The sequence below is a fragment of the Maribacter polysiphoniae genome (assembly GCF_003148665.1).
Taxonomy (GTDB): domain Bacteria; phylum Bacteroidota; class Bacteroidia; order Flavobacteriales; family Flavobacteriaceae; genus Maribacter_A; species Maribacter_A polysiphoniae.
This window is the reverse complement of the sequence record NZ_QGGQ01000003.1, coordinates 151,405-166,664: the sequence shown is the minus strand read 5'-3', so window position 1 is coordinate 166,664 and position 15,260 is coordinate 151,405. Positions and strand designations below refer to the sequence as shown.

Here is a 15,260-nt window from a genome sequence, read left to right as displayed (position 1 = left end):
TATTTTTGCACCTGCTTGTCGGCAGGCAAGCCTCTAATTAAAAAAATCAAAGACTATAAATATGAGCAATTTTGATGTTATTGTTTTGGGGAGTGGCCCAGGAGGATATGTTACTGCGATACGTGCCTCACAACTTGGATTGAAAACCGCAATTATCGAAAAGGAAAAATTAGGTGGTATTTGTTTAAATTGGGGTTGTATACCTACAAAAGCATTATTGAAATCGGCCCAGGTTTTTGAATACTTGCAGCATGCCGGTGATTACGGACTTTCCGCTGAAGGTGTTGACAAGGATTTCAATGCCGTAGTCAAAAGAAGTCGCAATGTTGCCGAGGGCATGAGCAAAGGGGTTCAGTTTTTGATGAAAAAAAACAAGATTGAGGTTATCAATGGATACGGTACCCTTAAACCCGGTAAGAAAGTTTCCGTAAAGGATGCCGAAGGCAAGGAAACCGAATATAGCGCCGATCATATTGTGATTGCGACCGGAGCCCGTAGTAGGGAATTGCCAAGTTTGCCCCAGGATGGTAAAAAAATCATTGGGTATAGAGAGGCTATGACCTTAGAGAAACAACCCAAGAAAATGATTGTTGTGGGTAGTGGTGCCATTGGTATCGAATTCGCATATTTCTATAATGCTATGGGTACAGAGGTAACCGTAGTCGAATATCTACCTAAAATTGTTCCTGTTGAGGATATCGATGTTTCAAAACAATTGGAACGTAGCTTTAAGAAAATCGGTGTCAAAATAAAAACCTCCGCAGAGGTTACTGGAGTGGACACTTCCGGTGAGGGAGTAAAAGCGACAGTTAAGACCGCCAAAGGGGAAGAAGTATTAGAAGCCGATATCGTACTTTCCGCAGTAGGTATCAAAACAAATATCGAAAATATCGGTCTTGAGGATGTTGGTATTGCTACCGATCGCGATAAGATCTTGGTGAACGATTACTACCAAACCAATATACCGGGTTATTACGCCATTGGGGATGTAACCCCAGGACAAGCCTTGGCGCATGTTGCCTCGGCAGAAGGTATACTTTGTGTTGAAAAAATTGCCGGAATGCATGTTGAACCATTGGATTATGGCAATATACCAGGTTGTACCTATTGTACACCGGAGATAGCCTCCGTTGGTCTTACCGAACAACAGGCCATAGATGCCGGTCACGAAATAAAAGTTGGTAAATTTCCTTTTTCCGCAAGTGGAAAAGCAAAAGCATCCGGTAATTCAGATGGATTCGTTAAGGTAATCTTCGATGCCAAATATGGGGAATGGTTGGGTTGCCATATGATTGGTGCCGGCGTAACCGATATGATCGCAGAGGCTGTTGTGGCCCGTAAACTGGAAACCACAGGTCACGAAATCCTTAAAGCCGTACACCCTCACCCCACTATGAGTGAGGCGGTTATGGAAGCTGTTGCCGATGCCTATGATGAAGTTATCCATCTATAAGACCAACCACTAACGTAAGCCCCAAATGATTTGGGTAGTGATTCCGTATTTTTTCAGAGAAGGTACCGATAACTTCAAATCATTTGGGAAACGTTGGTTTTAAGATTTCAAAACCAGCAAAAAATCCAATTGGATATCAACTAAGCTATGCTAAAAACCTTCAGATATACTGCCATTTTAGAGGGCATTTCATACTTGTCCCTATTCGCTATAAGCATGCCTTTGAAATACTTGGCAGGACTTGGGGAACCCAACAAATACATAGGATATGCCCATGGCTTCTTATTCATTGCCTATATTATTCTGGCTGTGGTATTGACACAGTCGCAAAAATGGGGTTTAAAAAGATTGATTGTTCTTTTCGCGGCTTCACTCCTACCCTTTGCCACATTTTATATTGACAAAAAATACCTGAGGGAGTAAGGAAATAGTTCCCTTTCCCATAGTGCGTTTACGTAAGACTTGCCTTTAAAGCAATTACAGTTGCCATTTTACTAAAGAAAAAGTGGATGGCCAAGAGTTATAAACCCGTAAACCATCCACTCCTTAACAAACAACCACTATTATTTTTCCTTATCAAAAGGCCAAGCCGTAATTCCGCCTTCCAACACTTTTACCTTCGTATATCCATGGGCCTTTAATAGAACAGCTGCCTCATACCCCCTCAAGGATATTTTACAATACGTGATGATCTCCATATTTTTATCTTGGGGCATTTCATCGAGTCGCATTCTCAATGTCCCCAAAGGTATAAGGGTCTCCCCCAAACCTAGGCGTGTTTGTTCATATTCATCCGGACCACGTACATCCAATAAGAATATATCCTCATTATTATTTAATTTCTCCATTAAATCGACCCCGGAAATTCCCTCAAAAACACCATTCATCTTATTCTGTAAAATATGGGCAGAGGCTATACTATGGTCAATGGCCAAAGAAAATGGCGGTGCATAAGGAAGATCGGCATTTACCATATCCTCAACGTTTAAATTCCCTTTTATGGCTGTCGCCCAAATGGCCAATTGCTTACTTACATCACCGGGGCCAATGCATTGTGCCCCTAAGATCTTCCCTGATTCCTTTTCCGCAATAAGTTTGGTAATAAGCATTTTACCATCCATAAATCCCGGTTTATCCGGACTCGCATTGATTACTTTCACAAAATCGAAACCAGCTTCCTTTGCCTTGGTTTCCGATAAACCCGTAATACCGATTCCGTAATCGAACAATTTGCATATACCGGTTTGAATCGTACCTGGAAAGGAGGCTACATTCCCCTTGATCACATTTTCCCCTGCGACACGTCCTTCAAGGTTGGCCAAGTCACCATACGGCGCAAGGACATTCTTACCCGTAATGATATTCTTTATTTCACAACAATCCCCCACCGCATATATATCGGGATCCGAGGTTTGCATGTATTCGTTCACGGTAATACCCCCAAGGCTGCCAATATCGAGGAGCGCTTCTTTGGCAAGTCCAATATTTGGGCGAACCCCAATGGCGACCACTGCCAATTCACAGGGAATTTCAGTTCCATTTTGAAGTTTTACACCCGTAATTTTTCCGTTTTCCCCTTTGAATTCGGCTACTCCATTTTTGGTGATAACATTGGCTTTGGTTTTTAGGTAATTCTGGACAAGTTTGGCCATTTTCCAATCCAGGAAAGTCAATAATTGTGGTAAAAGCTCAACCATGGTCAACTCAATTCCCGCCAAATGAAGCGCTTCAAGGGTTTCAATGCCGATGAGGCCACCCCCAATAACAACCGCTTTTTTAATTTTGCCTTCATCCCTTATTTTTCTCAAATAGTCAGCATCTTGCATGGATTGCAGGTTGGTGATACCGTCCAAATCCGAGCCGGGTATTGGAGGCATATTGGCAGTTGCCCCCGTGGAAATAATCAACTTGTCATAGGATTGACTCCCTTTTTTGCCCGTCATCAAATCCGTGAATTCAACTTTTTTATGTTGCCTATCTATTCGGGTGACCTCCGTGTTCACTTTGGCTACAATACCTTTGGCATTCCAATAGAATTTAGGATCACGAACCGCTCCTGCCGGTGTGCAAAGGAGTTTATTTCGGTCATCAAAAAAACCTCCTATGAAATATGGGAAACCACATGAGGCCATAGAGAGGTCCGGGCCTTTTTGAAACATGGTTATTTCGGCAAATTCATCCATGCGGCGAGCCTTTGCTGCCGCTTTTGGCCCCGCGGCGGAACCACCTATCACAATTATTTTTTTACTCATTAGATCAACCTATTATGTTCACATTCTGTTTAAATACGCTCCTTTCAATTTATTTTTCCTCAATGGATCACCTTCCTTGTCCTATAGTGTCAAAACCATACCTGTCTTAAGCTGGGAAATTGGGAAACCCTTGGAAAATGCCACTAAGGCTGGTAGTTCTGTACAGTGGGAGGGAAAAACACTTTGGATATGCAACTCCTTAAAACACCGAATGGCCTCTTCTGTCTGCTTGTTGTCTTTCTTTAAATGAAAACCACCAATTACGGTTTTTACATTATGGACCCCTGTTACTTGGATTGCATAATTGACTATGTTGCATATGCCCGCATGGGAACAACCCGTCACTACATGCAACACATCATCCTCTACTATGGCCAAAGCTGAATCATCAGGAACAAAATCAAGTGCTCCTTCCTCATTGATATGTTCGGACGTTTTAGCCTCAAAATCGGTCAGTCGCGGTATTTCCCCTAGAAATATGATATGTTCATTTATCTTATATGGTTTTTTGGAAGTGATGACCTTGAACTTTTCTGACAGTTCTTCCTTGGATAATTGTAACCCTATCGCGGAATGGTCTTTTTTTCGATATCGTTTCATAAAGGAATCGGGATGGGTTATCAATGTCTTATTACCGATAAACCGAAGTCCGTTACCATGGTCCCAATGCCCATGACTAAGGACAATCGTATTGACCACCTTATCGACATCAATACCTAGTCGTTTCCCGTTTTTTAAAAAAACATCGCTACTCCCGGTATCGAATAAAATGGTTTCCCCTTTAACCTCAATTAAATAAGACAGTCCGTGTTCAGCCAAAAAACCGGGTCCGGCAACATTCTCTGTCAAGACGGTGAGTTTCATATTCCCTATTATTTTGTTATGCCCTAACCAATTTCACAAACGTGGCAACTTAACTATGTTTCAAATGGTTTAAAAGATGGTTCATTCTCCCCTGCTTGGTCGTTAAGTAATCCACATTAAATTTATTTTGCTTTATTTCCAGTGGAATACGTTCTTCCACCGTAATTCCGGCCAATTCCATTCCGGATATCTTATCGGGATTATTGGTCATTAGCCGCACGTTACAAACCCCAAGTGCTTTCAGAATCTCAGCCCCTATGGTATAGTTCCGCTCATCGGGCTTAAAGCCCAAATGTATATTGGCATCTACGGTGTCATACCCCTCTTGTTGTAGCTTGTAAGCCTTGATTTTATTCATTAGCCCGATGCCCCTACCTTCTTGTTGCAGATAAACCAAAAGCCCTTTTCCTTCCGCTTCAATGCGTTGAAGGGACATTTCCAACTGTTCTCCACAATCACATCGCAACGAACCGAACAAATCCCCTGTGGCACAGGCGGAATGTATGCGGGTCAGTATCGCTTCATTGGGGGTGAAATCACCTTTCACCAATGCGATATGCTCCTCATTACTATCTATTTCCAAAAAAGGGATGATTTCAAAATAACCATATTTCGTAGGGAGTCCCACTCTTTCACCTTGTTCGATCTTTATATTATCAGCGCTCATCCATTCCCTTTTTGTTCCATTTCTTTTTGTTTAACCCCAACAATCGTACTTATTGAGGCACAACCTCTTGACTTACTTTAACCTTATTCCAAATCTCCTGTATCTGTCCCGATATTATTGAAGCCGGATTGTACTCAATAATGGTTTTTCCCAAGGTCATTGATTTTACCATCTCAACATCGAAAGGAATCTTGGCCAACAGGTCAATATTTTCAAGAATCAGATATTCCTCTATGTTCTTGGTCATGGTCAGGTTAATATCATATTTGTTGATAACGGCATAGGTGGGGATATTGAAAAGCCGAATCAATGCCACCAACCGTTGGGCATCATTAAATCCCGATATCGTGGGTTCTATAATAACAAGTACGGCATTGCTCCCCGAAATTGAGGAAATGGTGGCACAGCCAATCCCCGGAGGGCCATCATTGATAATGTATTCCGATTGGGTACTTTTAGCTATTTCCATAGCTTTTTTTCGTATCTGGCTTACCAGTTTTCCTGAATTCTCTTCCCCTGGGCCCATCTCGGCATGCACAAAATCGCCAAAGCGGGAAGTGGACACAAACCACTGATTGTTAGTATTTTCCAATGCACTTATGGCTTGCTCTGGACATACCCGTTCGCAAAGTCTACACCCTTCACATTGATAAGGATCGATGACCAATGTACCCTCATTGTTATAATCAATGGCATCAAAACGACAATGATCCATACAAATACCACAATTTGTACATTCCATGGAATTGATCGAGGCCTTAGTACCACTACTAAAAGGAAATACTTCCTGTATATCTGGCTGAAAAATCAAATGTAGGTCCGCCGCATCCACATCATTATCGCAAAAAACGGCCTTTCCTGCCACGGAGGCTAGAGCCGCGGTAATTGAAGTTTTACCGGTACCCCCTTTACCACTTAATACGGTTATTTCCTTCATGATGCGTTATTTTCTGATTCAGTACGTCGAGTATTTCCGTATAGCTTTGGTGTATAGCATCCGGAATAACCCCTGTTATTTCCCCTACCGCATAGAGACTTGCATATGCCTTATCAAAGGGTATTTCCCCCAATACTTCAATGCATTCCTTATCCAAATAATCATAAATAGCATTGTCTCCCAACCCTACTTTATTAATTACAACACCGAATTCCAAGCCCAATTCCCTAACCAAGGCAACCATTAGTTTTAAGTCGTGCAGACCGAACAAAGTGGGCTCGGCAACCAATATCAAATAATTGACATCATGAATGGTCTCTACCACTGGACAACTGGTACCTGGAGGGGCGTCATAGATTATGATATCGTTTATTCCGGGAATGGCTTTCTTGAGTTCGCGGATGAGCATGGTCTGCATCGTAGAACCTATCTCCAATCTACCTTCTACCAACCCATTATTTTCATCGGTTTTGTAAAAATTCAACGTACCGATGGGTTTAGGGTGCTCTGTAATGGCCCCATCTTCACAAGCTACTGAACAGGCTCCGCATGAATGACACAAACTAGGGTTTATCTCAGCAAAAGGAACTGGAGGTAAGACCACGATTGCATTAAACTCACAGTACTCCACACACTTTCTGCAAAAAGTACATTTTTCACTATCAATAACAGGAACCATTTGCGATACTTCCTGTACATCAACAACTTCTGCATCACAGAAGAATATGGCATCATTGGGCTCCTCAACATCACAATCCACCAGTTGCACCTTTTTTCCACGAAGCTCATTGAAGCCCTTAAAAAGATTTACGGAGACCGTTGTTTTACCGGTACCACCTTTACCACTTGCTATGGCAATTTTATAGGACATACTTTAAATGCTTATGGAAGTTCATCTCTTTTAAAAACCAGGGAATTCATAAGAAAATCCCTGGTGGTTACGCTCTGGGGTTGTAGTATTTACGATCAGTGACCACTACAGCCTTCCTCGTGTTCATGGTTACAATAATTGGCTGTAAGGCTCAATGTATTGCCCATAAAACCCTGTACCAAATCGAAGGATGATTTTTGTGGTGCCCCGACAAATGTATTTACCCCTCTTTGATTGAATAAATCCAAGGCCATTTTCCCCATACCTCCGGTAATAATATCGGTAACACCCTTTTCCGAAAGCCATTTAGGCAATACCCCAGGTTCGTGGGGTGGAGGTATTATTCTGTCTTGGGCAATAATCTGCCCATTTTCCTCGGTAAAAACCATAAAGAACTTGCAATGCCCAAAATGAGCATCAAGCATTCCTTCCCCATCAACTGGTATTGCGATTTTTTTCATTGTTTACATTTTAATCCCCAAATTGTATTCGGGGTTTGGTTTATCGATTTATTTTATTGTGATTGATATCACCGTATTCACTTTTTAAGGGATAAAAGGAAACTACCCTTCATTGTCGACCGAACTACTTTTATGCTGTCCGCATCCGCAGCCCTGACCTTTTCCTCTTCCGTGTCCTTGTCCTTGTCCCCTACCGTGTCCATGCCCCCTGCCTGAAGCACCAAGGCCATCCTCGGCTACATTGTCGCCATCATTGTTCCTGTTTTTGGAATTGCATTTCCCTAATCCCTTGCCCGTACGTGGACCTTGTCCCTGTGGGCCTTTTCTATTTAATCCTGGCATCGTTTTTACGTTGTTAATTTTTCAATAATCCCTTGGACGGTTACATCATTATCTTGGATAATGACCATTTGCACATTAAACTTATCCAAAAGGTCTTTGGCCTTAGGACCAAAATCGCCGGAAATGACTTTTTGGACATTCATGGACACAATTTGTTCCGCAGCCTTTGTTCCCGCTCCATTGCTAGAATTGGTATTTGTGTTTTTTATAAAAATGGTCTCTTTTGTTTCTTCATCAAAAACACAAAACCAAGCAGCCCTTCCAAATCTTTTGTCGAATTGGGCCAAATTATTCTCTCCGGAAGATGTTATTACAGTTTTCATAATCTAATACTAGGTGTTTAAAAGTTCTATCTGTTCGGATTTACACAAAGGGCATTGATGTTCCTCTATGGTCTTTGGTATGGTAAACCGCGTTTGACAATCATCACAGACATACCAATGTTTATCCAAGAGCGCATCCCCGTAAACCGTTTTGATTTCTATTGCCTCAACAAAAGCCTTGGCAATCTTTCTTCTTGCCGTTTCATAAATCCGTGCAAAAGTCGGCCTTGATATCCCCATGAGCTTAGAGGCTTCCAAGTGATTCATCAAATCATAATCAGCCAGTTTAATAGCTTCATACTCCTCATATAACAATTCCACGGAATCCCTGGTCCCCGCATGGGTTCCATAAGGCTTATATCCTTTAAAATTGGGCGGTGCGACTACTTTGCGCAATGTTTTTGGTCTAGACATACAGTCAATTGGATTATTGATTCGAACTATTGACACAACAAAAGTAATGAGAATATTCTCATAATACTAAAAAATTAAAATATTATTGCATTCCTATTTTCCCCCATGGGTGTATGGCATTTTAAAAAACCATGGAACCGGTGGCATGGTCAGTATTGATTTTGGAAACAGGGGTTGGTTCCACCAACAGCACCAAAACATTACCCTATTGATAAACAGGGGTCACCCTTGATATGTGGGAGCTTGTCTCTTTAGGAATGCAAGAACCCTTTAGAGCTTTGTCCACAATCCTAGCTATCTTGACTATGGTAAAAACATGAAGTATTGTATGGATGAACTTTCTGTTTATCGCTTATAAGGTTTTAATTCCTCAAAAAAGAAATCATCATTCGGTACGTCAAAATCAAAACCGAGTACCTTTAAGTTATTGTCGGTCCTCAATTTGATGGTACCAAAACCAAACCATGCCTGTGGGTGGTCCCAATGTATTTCCCAGACATCATAATGCCAATGGGTGAGTTTTGCGGACAATAAGGGATGATTATCAAACACCAATCTCAATTCCCCATTGTTTTCCCCAATACTGATCTTGCCACATAAATCAGAAGTGTAATCCCCTACCATTTTATCTAACGCTACGGAAGGTTTGGTACCAAGGACCCTTTTTGACTTTCGGTCGGCAATACGGGTATCGGAGGCTGCATGCTTATTGGTTCTTTCCAGCAAATCGGCAGACCAATCTTTGCCATTTTCGATACCTAAAAAGGTATCCAAGGCATAATAGGATGCCGCCATGATCGGACTTTTCACTCCGTTCGTCAATACAACCACGCCCAAATTTTCATCAGGAATCAAATTAATGGCAGTGATAAATCCATCATATCCCCCGGTATGACCTACCCGCATTCTCCCATGATAATCACTAAGGCCCCATCCCAGTCCGTAACCACTAAAATGCCTATCGAAGTCGTTATCGGCAGTATGGTCCACCTTAAAATTGTTGTGGGGTGTCCACACCATATTCCGGGTAGCCTTGGTCAAAAGGGTATCGCCGTTGTGAACACCATTGTTCAAATTAAAGATCATCCATTTTGAAATATCCCCAACGCTGGAAATGAGTCCACCCGTAGCCCCCACATTTTCCCAATCTACCCAAGGAATCACATAATTCTCATCATTCTTTCTGGCATGTGGTTGGGCATAGTTGCCCTTACTATCCAGATCTTTCAAGGAATAGATGCTACGATCCATCCCTAGGGGTTCTAAAATGCGTTCTTTCACATTTTCCCCCCAACTTTTACCCGTTATGGTCTTAATGATTTCGCCAGCCGTAATATACATTAGGTTGGAATACCCATAACCAGACCTAAATTCGTAGGCCTGTGGCACATATTGGATCCGTTCTATGATTTCCTTGGCCGTAAAATTCGACTTATACCAAATATTATCGCCACTGAAAGTACCCAAACCCACACGATGGCTTAGAATATCCCGAATGGTAATATGTTCGCTCACCCATGGATCGTACATGGCAAAATAAGGCAAGTACTTCTTTACCTTATCATTCCAATCCAATTTACCTTCCTGTACCAACATCCCTATAATGGCCGAGGTAAATGCCTTGGAGTTGGAAGCAATGGCATATAGGGTCTGGGCATTGGGCTTTCCTTTCTTCCCTTTTTCCAAAACACCATAGTTTCCCGTAAAAACAAGTTTCCCATCCTTTACAATACCTATTGACGCTCCTGGCACATCCCAATCCTTAACCATTTTGGCAAAATAGTTATCAAGGGCCTTAAGATCTACTTGCTTTTTTTCCTGTCCTTGAATACCTATCGAAATAAAGAAAGAGAAAATAAAGAGATAAAGAAACTTTTTCATGGTATAAAAATTTAGGTATTGTTATTATGATGACCGACCTATTCCAATCCTTTAAAGTTAACTTATTAGAATGAAATTGGGAACATAACAGAAAAGAGGATGAATAGAAATAGATTATACTATTTCTTATTCACATAGATTTTACAAATACACAAATAACCAATAATGATGACCTAGGTAACCAAGGTTACACTTAAGCATGAGGCCTGGAAGTACCTTTACACCCATAAAACATAAACATATGGAAACCTTGGAAGTAACAACAGTAAAAACACAGGATTATAAAACTACAATAACCAAAGACCTCAATGCACTCTTATCCGATGCACAAATCTACAATATGAATCTGAGGGGATTGCATTGGAACATAAAAGGAAGAAACTTCTTCTTATTACATGAAAAATATGAGGAATTGTACAATGAGGCTGACGAGATGATCGATGAAATCGCAGAACGTATTTTGGCCATTGGCTCAAGTCCCTTACATACCTATGAAGATTATTTGTCCAACAAAACCCTTGAAGTTGCAAAGCATGTATCCAAGGGCGAAGAAGGTGTAGCCTTAGTTTTGGGGAATTTGAAATTCCTATTACGAAAAGAGCGGGAAATTTTGGAAAAAGCCGGTGAAAGTTCCGATGAGGCCACTGCCAATTTGGTGAGCGATTTCATTTCGAATCAAGAGAAACACATTTGGATGCTCGAGTCATTCTTAAGTTAATACATCGAAAATCATCCATAAAAAAAAGCAAGAACAGATTGTTCTTGCTTTTTTTGTTATTTACCTAAGTGCTTCTTAAAAAAAATGGGGGCTAACTCCTAGATCTTCTTCATATGCCTCTTACAAGACTGCCCATTTACACCCCCATATCAATCACCGTTCTTCCCTTTAATTTTCCAGCAAGCATTAGGTCGATCTTTTCATCCAATTCTTTCAATGTTATTACAGTGCAGGTATCCCCCAATGTTTCGGGTTTCCAATCCTTGGAAAGTTTTTTCCACACTTGTTCCCGGTAAGCCATTGGATAATCCTGAGAATCTATCCCAATTAAAGTCACCCCTCTTAAAATAAAAGGGAATACCGTCAATTCAAGCTTTGGCGAAGCAACATTACCACAGGCAGTAACCACGCCCATCGGCTGGGTCGCTTTGATTATGTTCTCTAAAATTACGCCCCCCACCGTATCTACACCCCCGGCAAACAAAGGTCTCAACAATGGTTTTTTATCAAAATTCTCAATTTCGCCACGCAATAGTATTTCTTTGGCCCCTAATTTATGGAGGTAATCACGTTCCGATTCCTTTCCGGTAATCGCTACAACCGTATATCCCAATTTGCTTAAAATTGATACACTTAAAGCTCCAACCCCACCCGTCGCTCCTGAAACAACGATTTTACCATCTTCCGGTTTGGTCAATTGTGAAAGTCTTAAAACTGACATTCCCGCAGTCAAACCCGCCGTACCAATAATCATCGCCTCTTTCATGTCCAAATTTTCCGGTAGTTTAACCACCCAATCTTTCGGCACTCTAATATATTCCCCAAAACCGCCATCGGTATTCATTCCCAAATCATAACTGGTTACGATTACCTTATCGTCTGGCCTAAATGTTTCGGAATTCGAGGCTACCACGGTACCTACCGCATCTACGCCAGGTGTATGCGGATAGTTTCTCGTCACCCCTTTGTTACCACTAGCCGACAAGGCATCTTTATAATTAAGGGCAGAATAATGTACTTTTATCAACACATCCCCTTCTGGCAAATCATTTACTGTCCTCATTTTTATTTCCCTTACATAGGCTCCATCTTTCTCTTCAACTACAAACGCTTTGAACGCAATGGTGTTTAGCTTCATCTTTAGTATATTTAAAAACCCTTATATTTGGCAAATATCAACATAAAAGCATTAATTATCAACAACTTACAAATTATACACTTACGAACATTTAGTTCCGAATTGAACATTTTCAACGCTTTGAAGACAGAAAAAAAATGAAAAAAAGTTATTGCCCGATCGATACGTTTGTAAATGTGGTTAAAGGAAAAAGAAAAGCTACCATTATTCTTCACCTTTTTCAAGGCAACAAAAGGTATAATGAATTGGCCAAATTGTTGACCGATATTAGTGAACGAATGCTTACCAAACAACTTAAGGAATTGGAAGAGGATGGTTTAATAGACCGAAAAGCTTATCCCGAGGTTCCTCCACGTGTTGAATATAGTCTAACGGCCCTGGGCAGGGAAATCCACCCTGTTCTAAAAGGAATGTACAAAGGCGGAATCCTTTTCGAAAAAAGTATTGAGAATTCCTGAATCGTTACATTCACATTACGCGAAGAGACAAGCAACTTCTTTTTTTCGCCGTACTTACCAAGCTATATGTCCTTCAATAAATTGAATCAGGCTTTGGGATAATTCTTTCTGTTCGGCTATATTCGGATGCCCTGGCGTGTTTTTGTACGGTACAAAATGGGTATATATCTTCGGATCATTTATCGCCCCAACAGCCCGTTCAACATACCCTGGCCATTTAGAGCCTTTATCGGTAACATCCATATTACCCAGCATACAAACAATATGTGCCTTGGGGTACTCTTTTCGGATGTTACGTACAAATTGTGCATACGCATCCACTATAAACTCCTCGGTGGGCGGTTGGGTACCAAATTTAGCCTTGAATTCCGCATGATCAGGCATCCCTACCAACCAGGAATCGTTCTGCATCAAATTGATTACTACAATATCGGGAGTGTATTTTGAAAAATCCCATGTACTCGTCGGGTCTTCGGGATCCAGTCTATCGTAAAGTTCTGGCATTGTCAATGGAAACCAACTGATGGTAATCCCAATACCACTTCTGCATATGCAGCGATATTCCGCATCAAAATGTTTAGCCGTTAATCGTGCATAGCTACGATAATTATTGGTATACGTACTATCTGATAAATCAGCACCCGAGGTATCCTCAACGGCATTGCCCGCGGTGATCGAATTCCCATAAAACTCGATTTTCCTTTTCTTAGGCAAGGGTTTGGGCAGTACGGTTGCACTTCCTGCTATATTAAAACCATAAAATAGGGTCTTTCCCCGATCCCATTCGGTTCTTTTAAAAACCTCTATGGTATGTTTCCCTTTTGATAATCCGGATGCCAAAGGATAGGACTTTTTAATCGTATCGGGACGTAAAATAAAAGGTTCCTCATTATCAACGATCACGTTGAAATAATTATCCCCTTCTTCATCTTGCATGATCGCAGCGATTGACTCCCCCTCAAAATTCATTTTTATCGAAGTTCCTGACCAATACAATACCGCAGCCCCACTTTTTGTCGTATCGATCCTCCCTTCGTACTGTATTTTTGAATGGGAGTACTCCACAACCTGGACTTTCTCTGTACTCGAACAAGCCGCAATGACCCATAGTCCCATTAATACGAAAATGCTTCTTTTTCTTGCCAACATCCTTTTTGTATGCGTATATAATTCAATAATCCATTCTTGGAAATCCCTTGTACTCCCTTAAAAAAGCAAGTTACTCCAAAGAAACCATTTGGTCAATCGATTTTTGGAATATGGTTTTTAAATTAGTCGGACTAACGGTGTGAAGCTGTATGGTTTCACAATCATTGAATTGCATAAATGCCGCCAATTCCTTAATAAATGCCGCTACAAAACCCTCTATATCAATAAGTTCTGGCTCTAGGAAAATCGAATGGATATGTAGTACGGAATTTTTCCTGTCCGCCTTACAATCCATACGGGCCATTAACCTACCCTTCCACAGTATCGGAAGAACGAAATATCCGAATTTTCGTTTTGGGCCGGGCACATAACATTCGAGTAAATAGTCGAAACCAAACAGCTGCTTTGTTCGTTTACGCTGAATAAGAAGATTATCGAAAGGTGATAATATTTTGAGTTTACTTCGCCCCAAGGGTCTGTTCAAGAGCTCTAGTGATGTTGCTAAGGCATAGTAAACGGTATTGTTGACCATAATTTGGAGTACTTCCCCATTCAAGGTCATTTCTTCCAAGGTATGACGCACCTGTTGCTTGGTGTTCTTTAACAAATAGGCTATTTCAGAAGCTAGTCCCAAACCGTTTGCCCCAAGAAATCGGGTAATCAAAAAACGTGCATATTCTACTTCTCCCGGCATGGTAGTATCCACATGTTCGGGCAATACCCGTTCGGTCAGGTCATAGATTTTATGAAAATTATTTCTGGATGAAACCATAAGCTCACCTTGCATATACAGGTTCTCTAAGGCCTGTTTGGCCGATTTAGTCTCCCAAGCCCCTAATTTATTACCTTTATGATTAAAATCCCTGGCCATCAAAGGTCCTTCGTCAGTTATTCTACGAAGTACCGACTGCATTAACCGTTCGTTACGCTTATACCAATGGTTCTCTTTACCTGTTGCAATAGCCTGTTTTCTTGGCAAGCTAAAACGGAAATCCTTCATGGGTAAATAGGCCGCCGCATGGGACCAATATTCGAAAATCCGTTTTTGACCCATCAACGTTTCAAGGTGGGTCGTTTTATATCGAGGGTTCCGACTATACAGGGTATGGTGGTGTGCCCGTTGAACGGCCGATATTGTGTCGATCTGTATATACCCAAGATGCTCAATGGCATTTAAGGTTGCTTCCAAGGCATTCCCTTGGTGTTTTATCGGCGGGACCCTTTGGGACAGTAACACCAATTTTCTCGCTTGTTGAATCGTAAGTGCTTCCAAACTCTTGCTCATTGAATACTTCTTGCAGTGGCAATATAAGGATTGTTACTGCTTCCCGC

At 41.3% G+C, this 15,260-nt stretch carries 17 protein-coding genes; 4 read left to right on the top strand and 13 right to left on the bottom strand.

Annotated elements, in window-relative coordinates; all coding sequences use genetic code 11:
* The first annotated feature begins 61 nt into the window (after nucleotides 1-61).
* Entirely contained in the window at nucleotides 62-1,453 is a 1,392-nt protein-coding gene (lpdA, locus tag LX92_RS08215; RefSeq protein WP_109649822.1) for a dihydrolipoyl dehydrogenase, read from the top strand.
* Between the two features lie 147 nt (nucleotides 1,454-1,600).
* Entirely contained in the window at nucleotides 1,601-1,876 is a 276-nt protein-coding gene (locus LX92_RS08210) for a DUF3817 domain-containing protein (RefSeq protein ID WP_109649821.1), read from the top strand.
* A gap of 140 nt (nucleotides 1,877-2,016) precedes the next feature.
* Here the strand turns inward: LX92_RS08210 and LX92_RS08205 are convergent, their stop codons facing one another.
* The 10 genes from LX92_RS08205 to LX92_RS08160 all read right to left on the bottom strand — a co-directional run bounded on the left by LX92_RS08205 (nucleotide 2,017) and on the right by LX92_RS08160 (nucleotide 10,465).
* Nucleotides 2,017-3,705: an FAD-dependent oxidoreductase gene (locus LX92_RS08205; RefSeq protein WP_109649820.1), complete on the bottom strand. Its 1,689-nt coding sequence runs from the start codon at nucleotides 3,703-3,705 to the stop codon at nucleotides 2,017-2,019.
* A gap of 81 nt (nucleotides 3,706-3,786) precedes the next feature.
* Nucleotides 3,787-4,569: an MBL fold metallo-hydrolase gene (locus LX92_RS08200; RefSeq protein ID WP_109649819.1), complete on the bottom strand. Its 783-nt coding sequence runs from the start codon at nucleotides 4,567-4,569 to the stop codon at nucleotides 3,787-3,789.
* A 49-nt stretch (nucleotides 4,570-4,618) separates the two neighbouring features.
* Nucleotides 4,619-5,236 carry a GTP cyclohydrolase II gene (gene ribA, locus LX92_RS08195; protein WP_109649818.1) on the bottom strand — a complete coding sequence of 206 codons (618 nt, stop codon included), beginning with the start codon at nucleotides 5,234-5,236 and terminating at the stop codon, nucleotides 4,619-4,621.
* 49 nt (nucleotides 5,237-5,285) lie between these two features.
* Nucleotides 5,286-6,173, bottom strand: a complete 888-nt coding sequence (locus LX92_RS08190) for an ATP-binding protein (RefSeq protein ID WP_109649817.1) — start codon at nucleotides 6,171-6,173, stop codon at nucleotides 5,286-5,288.
* Nucleotides 6,145-7,044 (bottom strand): nucleotide-binding protein, encoded by a 900-nt coding sequence (locus tag LX92_RS08185; protein ID WP_109649816.1) that lies wholly within the window; start codon nucleotides 7,042-7,044, stop codon nucleotides 6,145-6,147. The genes LX92_RS08190 and LX92_RS08185 overlap by 29 nt, the downstream gene beginning before the upstream one ends.
* Before the next feature lie 95 nt (nucleotides 7,045-7,139).
* Complete coding sequence (locus LX92_RS08180) at nucleotides 7,140-7,505, bottom strand: NifB/NifX family molybdenum-iron cluster-binding protein (protein ID WP_109649815.1); 366 nt, start codon at nucleotides 7,503-7,505, stop codon at nucleotides 7,140-7,142.
* 102 nt (nucleotides 7,506-7,607) lie between these two features.
* On the bottom strand, nucleotides 7,608-7,847 hold the full coding sequence (locus tag LX92_RS08175; RefSeq protein ID WP_109649814.1) for a DUF5320 domain-containing protein: 240 nt from the start codon (nucleotides 7,845-7,847) through the stop codon (nucleotides 7,608-7,610).
* 5 nt (nucleotides 7,848-7,852) lie between these two features.
* Nucleotides 7,853-8,170, bottom strand: coding sequence for a NifB/NifX family molybdenum-iron cluster-binding protein (locus LX92_RS08170; protein WP_109649813.1), 318 nt, complete (start codon nucleotides 8,168-8,170; stop codon nucleotides 7,853-7,855).
* A gap of 9 nt (nucleotides 8,171-8,179) precedes the next feature.
* The gene (locus tag LX92_RS08165) at nucleotides 8,180-8,584 is read right to left on the bottom strand and encodes a DUF134 domain-containing protein (protein ID WP_190263534.1); all 405 of its coding nucleotides are present in this window, start codon (nucleotides 8,582-8,584) and stop codon (nucleotides 8,180-8,182) included.
* 345 nt (nucleotides 8,585-8,929) lie between these two features.
* On the bottom strand, nucleotides 8,930-10,465 hold the full coding sequence (locus LX92_RS08160; protein ID WP_109649812.1) for a serine hydrolase: 1,536 nt from the start codon (nucleotides 10,463-10,465) through the stop codon (nucleotides 8,930-8,932).
* 241 nt (nucleotides 10,466-10,706) lie between these two features.
* Between LX92_RS08160 and LX92_RS08155 the strand changes: the two genes are divergently transcribed.
* Nucleotides 10,707-11,183 carry a Dps family protein gene (locus tag LX92_RS08155; RefSeq protein WP_109650100.1) on the top strand — a complete coding sequence of 159 codons (477 nt, stop codon included), beginning with the start codon at nucleotides 10,707-10,709 and terminating at the stop codon, nucleotides 11,181-11,183.
* A gap of 136 nt (nucleotides 11,184-11,319) precedes the next feature.
* Here LX92_RS08155 and LX92_RS08150 read toward each other — a convergent pair whose 3' ends face one another.
* Nucleotides 11,320-12,321 carry a YhdH/YhfP family quinone oxidoreductase gene (locus tag LX92_RS08150; protein WP_109649811.1) on the bottom strand — a complete coding sequence of 334 codons (1,002 nt, stop codon included), beginning with the start codon at nucleotides 12,319-12,321 and terminating at the stop codon, nucleotides 11,320-11,322.
* A 137-nt stretch (nucleotides 12,322-12,458) separates the two neighbouring features.
* On the opposite strand from LX92_RS08150, the gene LX92_RS08145 reads away from it, so the two are divergent.
* A complete protein-coding gene (locus LX92_RS08145; RefSeq protein WP_109649810.1) occupies nucleotides 12,459-12,779 on the top strand; it encodes a winged helix-turn-helix transcriptional regulator in 321 nt (106 codons plus the stop codon).
* Nucleotides 12,780-12,833: 54 nt separating this feature from the next.
* Here LX92_RS08145 and LX92_RS08140 read toward each other — a convergent pair whose 3' ends face one another.
* Nucleotides 12,834-13,928 carry an SGNH/GDSL hydrolase family protein gene (locus LX92_RS08140; protein WP_109649809.1) on the bottom strand — a complete coding sequence of 365 codons (1,095 nt, stop codon included), beginning with the start codon at nucleotides 13,926-13,928 and terminating at the stop codon, nucleotides 12,834-12,836.
* Between the two features lie 70 nt (nucleotides 13,929-13,998).
* Nucleotides 13,999-15,213 (bottom strand): winged helix-turn-helix domain-containing protein, encoded by a 1,215-nt coding sequence (locus tag LX92_RS08135; RefSeq protein WP_211315846.1) that lies wholly within the window; start codon nucleotides 15,211-15,213, stop codon nucleotides 13,999-14,001.
* Nucleotides 15,214-15,260 lie beyond the last annotated feature (47 nt).

Coding starts and splice junctions, on each gene's coding strand:
- lpdA (WP_109649822.1), top strand. CDS start 62: ATGAGCAATTTTGATGTTATTGTTTTGGGGAGTGGCCCAGGAGGATAT.
- LX92_RS08210 (WP_109649821.1), top strand. CDS start 1,601: ATGCTAAAAACCTTCAGATATACTGCCATTTTAGAGGGCATTTCATAC.
- LX92_RS08205 (WP_109649820.1), bottom strand. CDS start 3,705: ATGAGTAAAAAAATAATTGTGATAGGTGGTTCCGCCGCGGGGCCAAAA.
- LX92_RS08200 (WP_109649819.1), bottom strand. CDS start 4,569: ATGAAACTCACCGTCTTGACAGAGAATGTTGCCGGACCCGGTTTTTTG.
- ribA (WP_109649818.1), bottom strand. CDS start 5,236: ATGAGCGCTGATAATATAAAGATCGAACAAGGTGAAAGAGTGGGACTC.
- LX92_RS08190 (WP_109649817.1), bottom strand. CDS start 6,173: ATGAAGGAAATAACCGTATTAAGTGGTAAAGGGGGTACCGGTAAAACT.
- LX92_RS08185 (WP_109649816.1), bottom strand. CDS start 7,044: ATGTCCTATAAAATTGCCATAGCAAGTGGTAAAGGTGGTACCGGTAAA.
- LX92_RS08180 (WP_109649815.1), bottom strand. CDS start 7,505: ATGAAAAAAATCGCAATACCAGTTGATGGGGAAGGAATGCTTGATGCT.
- LX92_RS08175 (WP_109649814.1), bottom strand. CDS start 7,847: ATGCCAGGATTAAATAGAAAAGGCCCACAGGGACAAGGTCCACGTACG.
- LX92_RS08170 (WP_109649813.1), bottom strand. CDS start 8,170: ATGAAAACTGTAATAACATCTTCCGGAGAGAATAATTTGGCCCAATTC.
- LX92_RS08165 (WP_190263534.1), bottom strand. CDS start 8,584: ATGTCTAGACCAAAAACATTGCGCAAAGTAGTCGCACCGCCCAATTTT.
- LX92_RS08160 (WP_109649812.1), bottom strand. CDS start 10,465: ATGAAAAAGTTTCTTTATCTCTTTATTTTCTCTTTCTTTATTTCGATA.
- LX92_RS08155 (WP_109650100.1), top strand. CDS start 10,707: ATGGAAACCTTGGAAGTAACAACAGTAAAAACACAGGATTATAAAACT.
- LX92_RS08150 (WP_109649811.1), bottom strand. CDS start 12,321: ATGAAGCTAAACACCATTGCGTTCAAAGCGTTTGTAGTTGAAGAGAAA.
- LX92_RS08145 (WP_109649810.1), top strand. CDS start 12,459: ATGAAAAAAAGTTATTGCCCGATCGATACGTTTGTAAATGTGGTTAAA.
- LX92_RS08140 (WP_109649809.1), bottom strand. CDS start 13,928: ATGTTGGCAAGAAAAAGAAGCATTTTCGTATTAATGGGACTATGGGTC.
- LX92_RS08135 (WP_211315846.1), bottom strand. CDS start 15,213: ATGAGCAAGAGTTTGGAAGCACTTACGATTCAACAAGCGAGAAAATTG.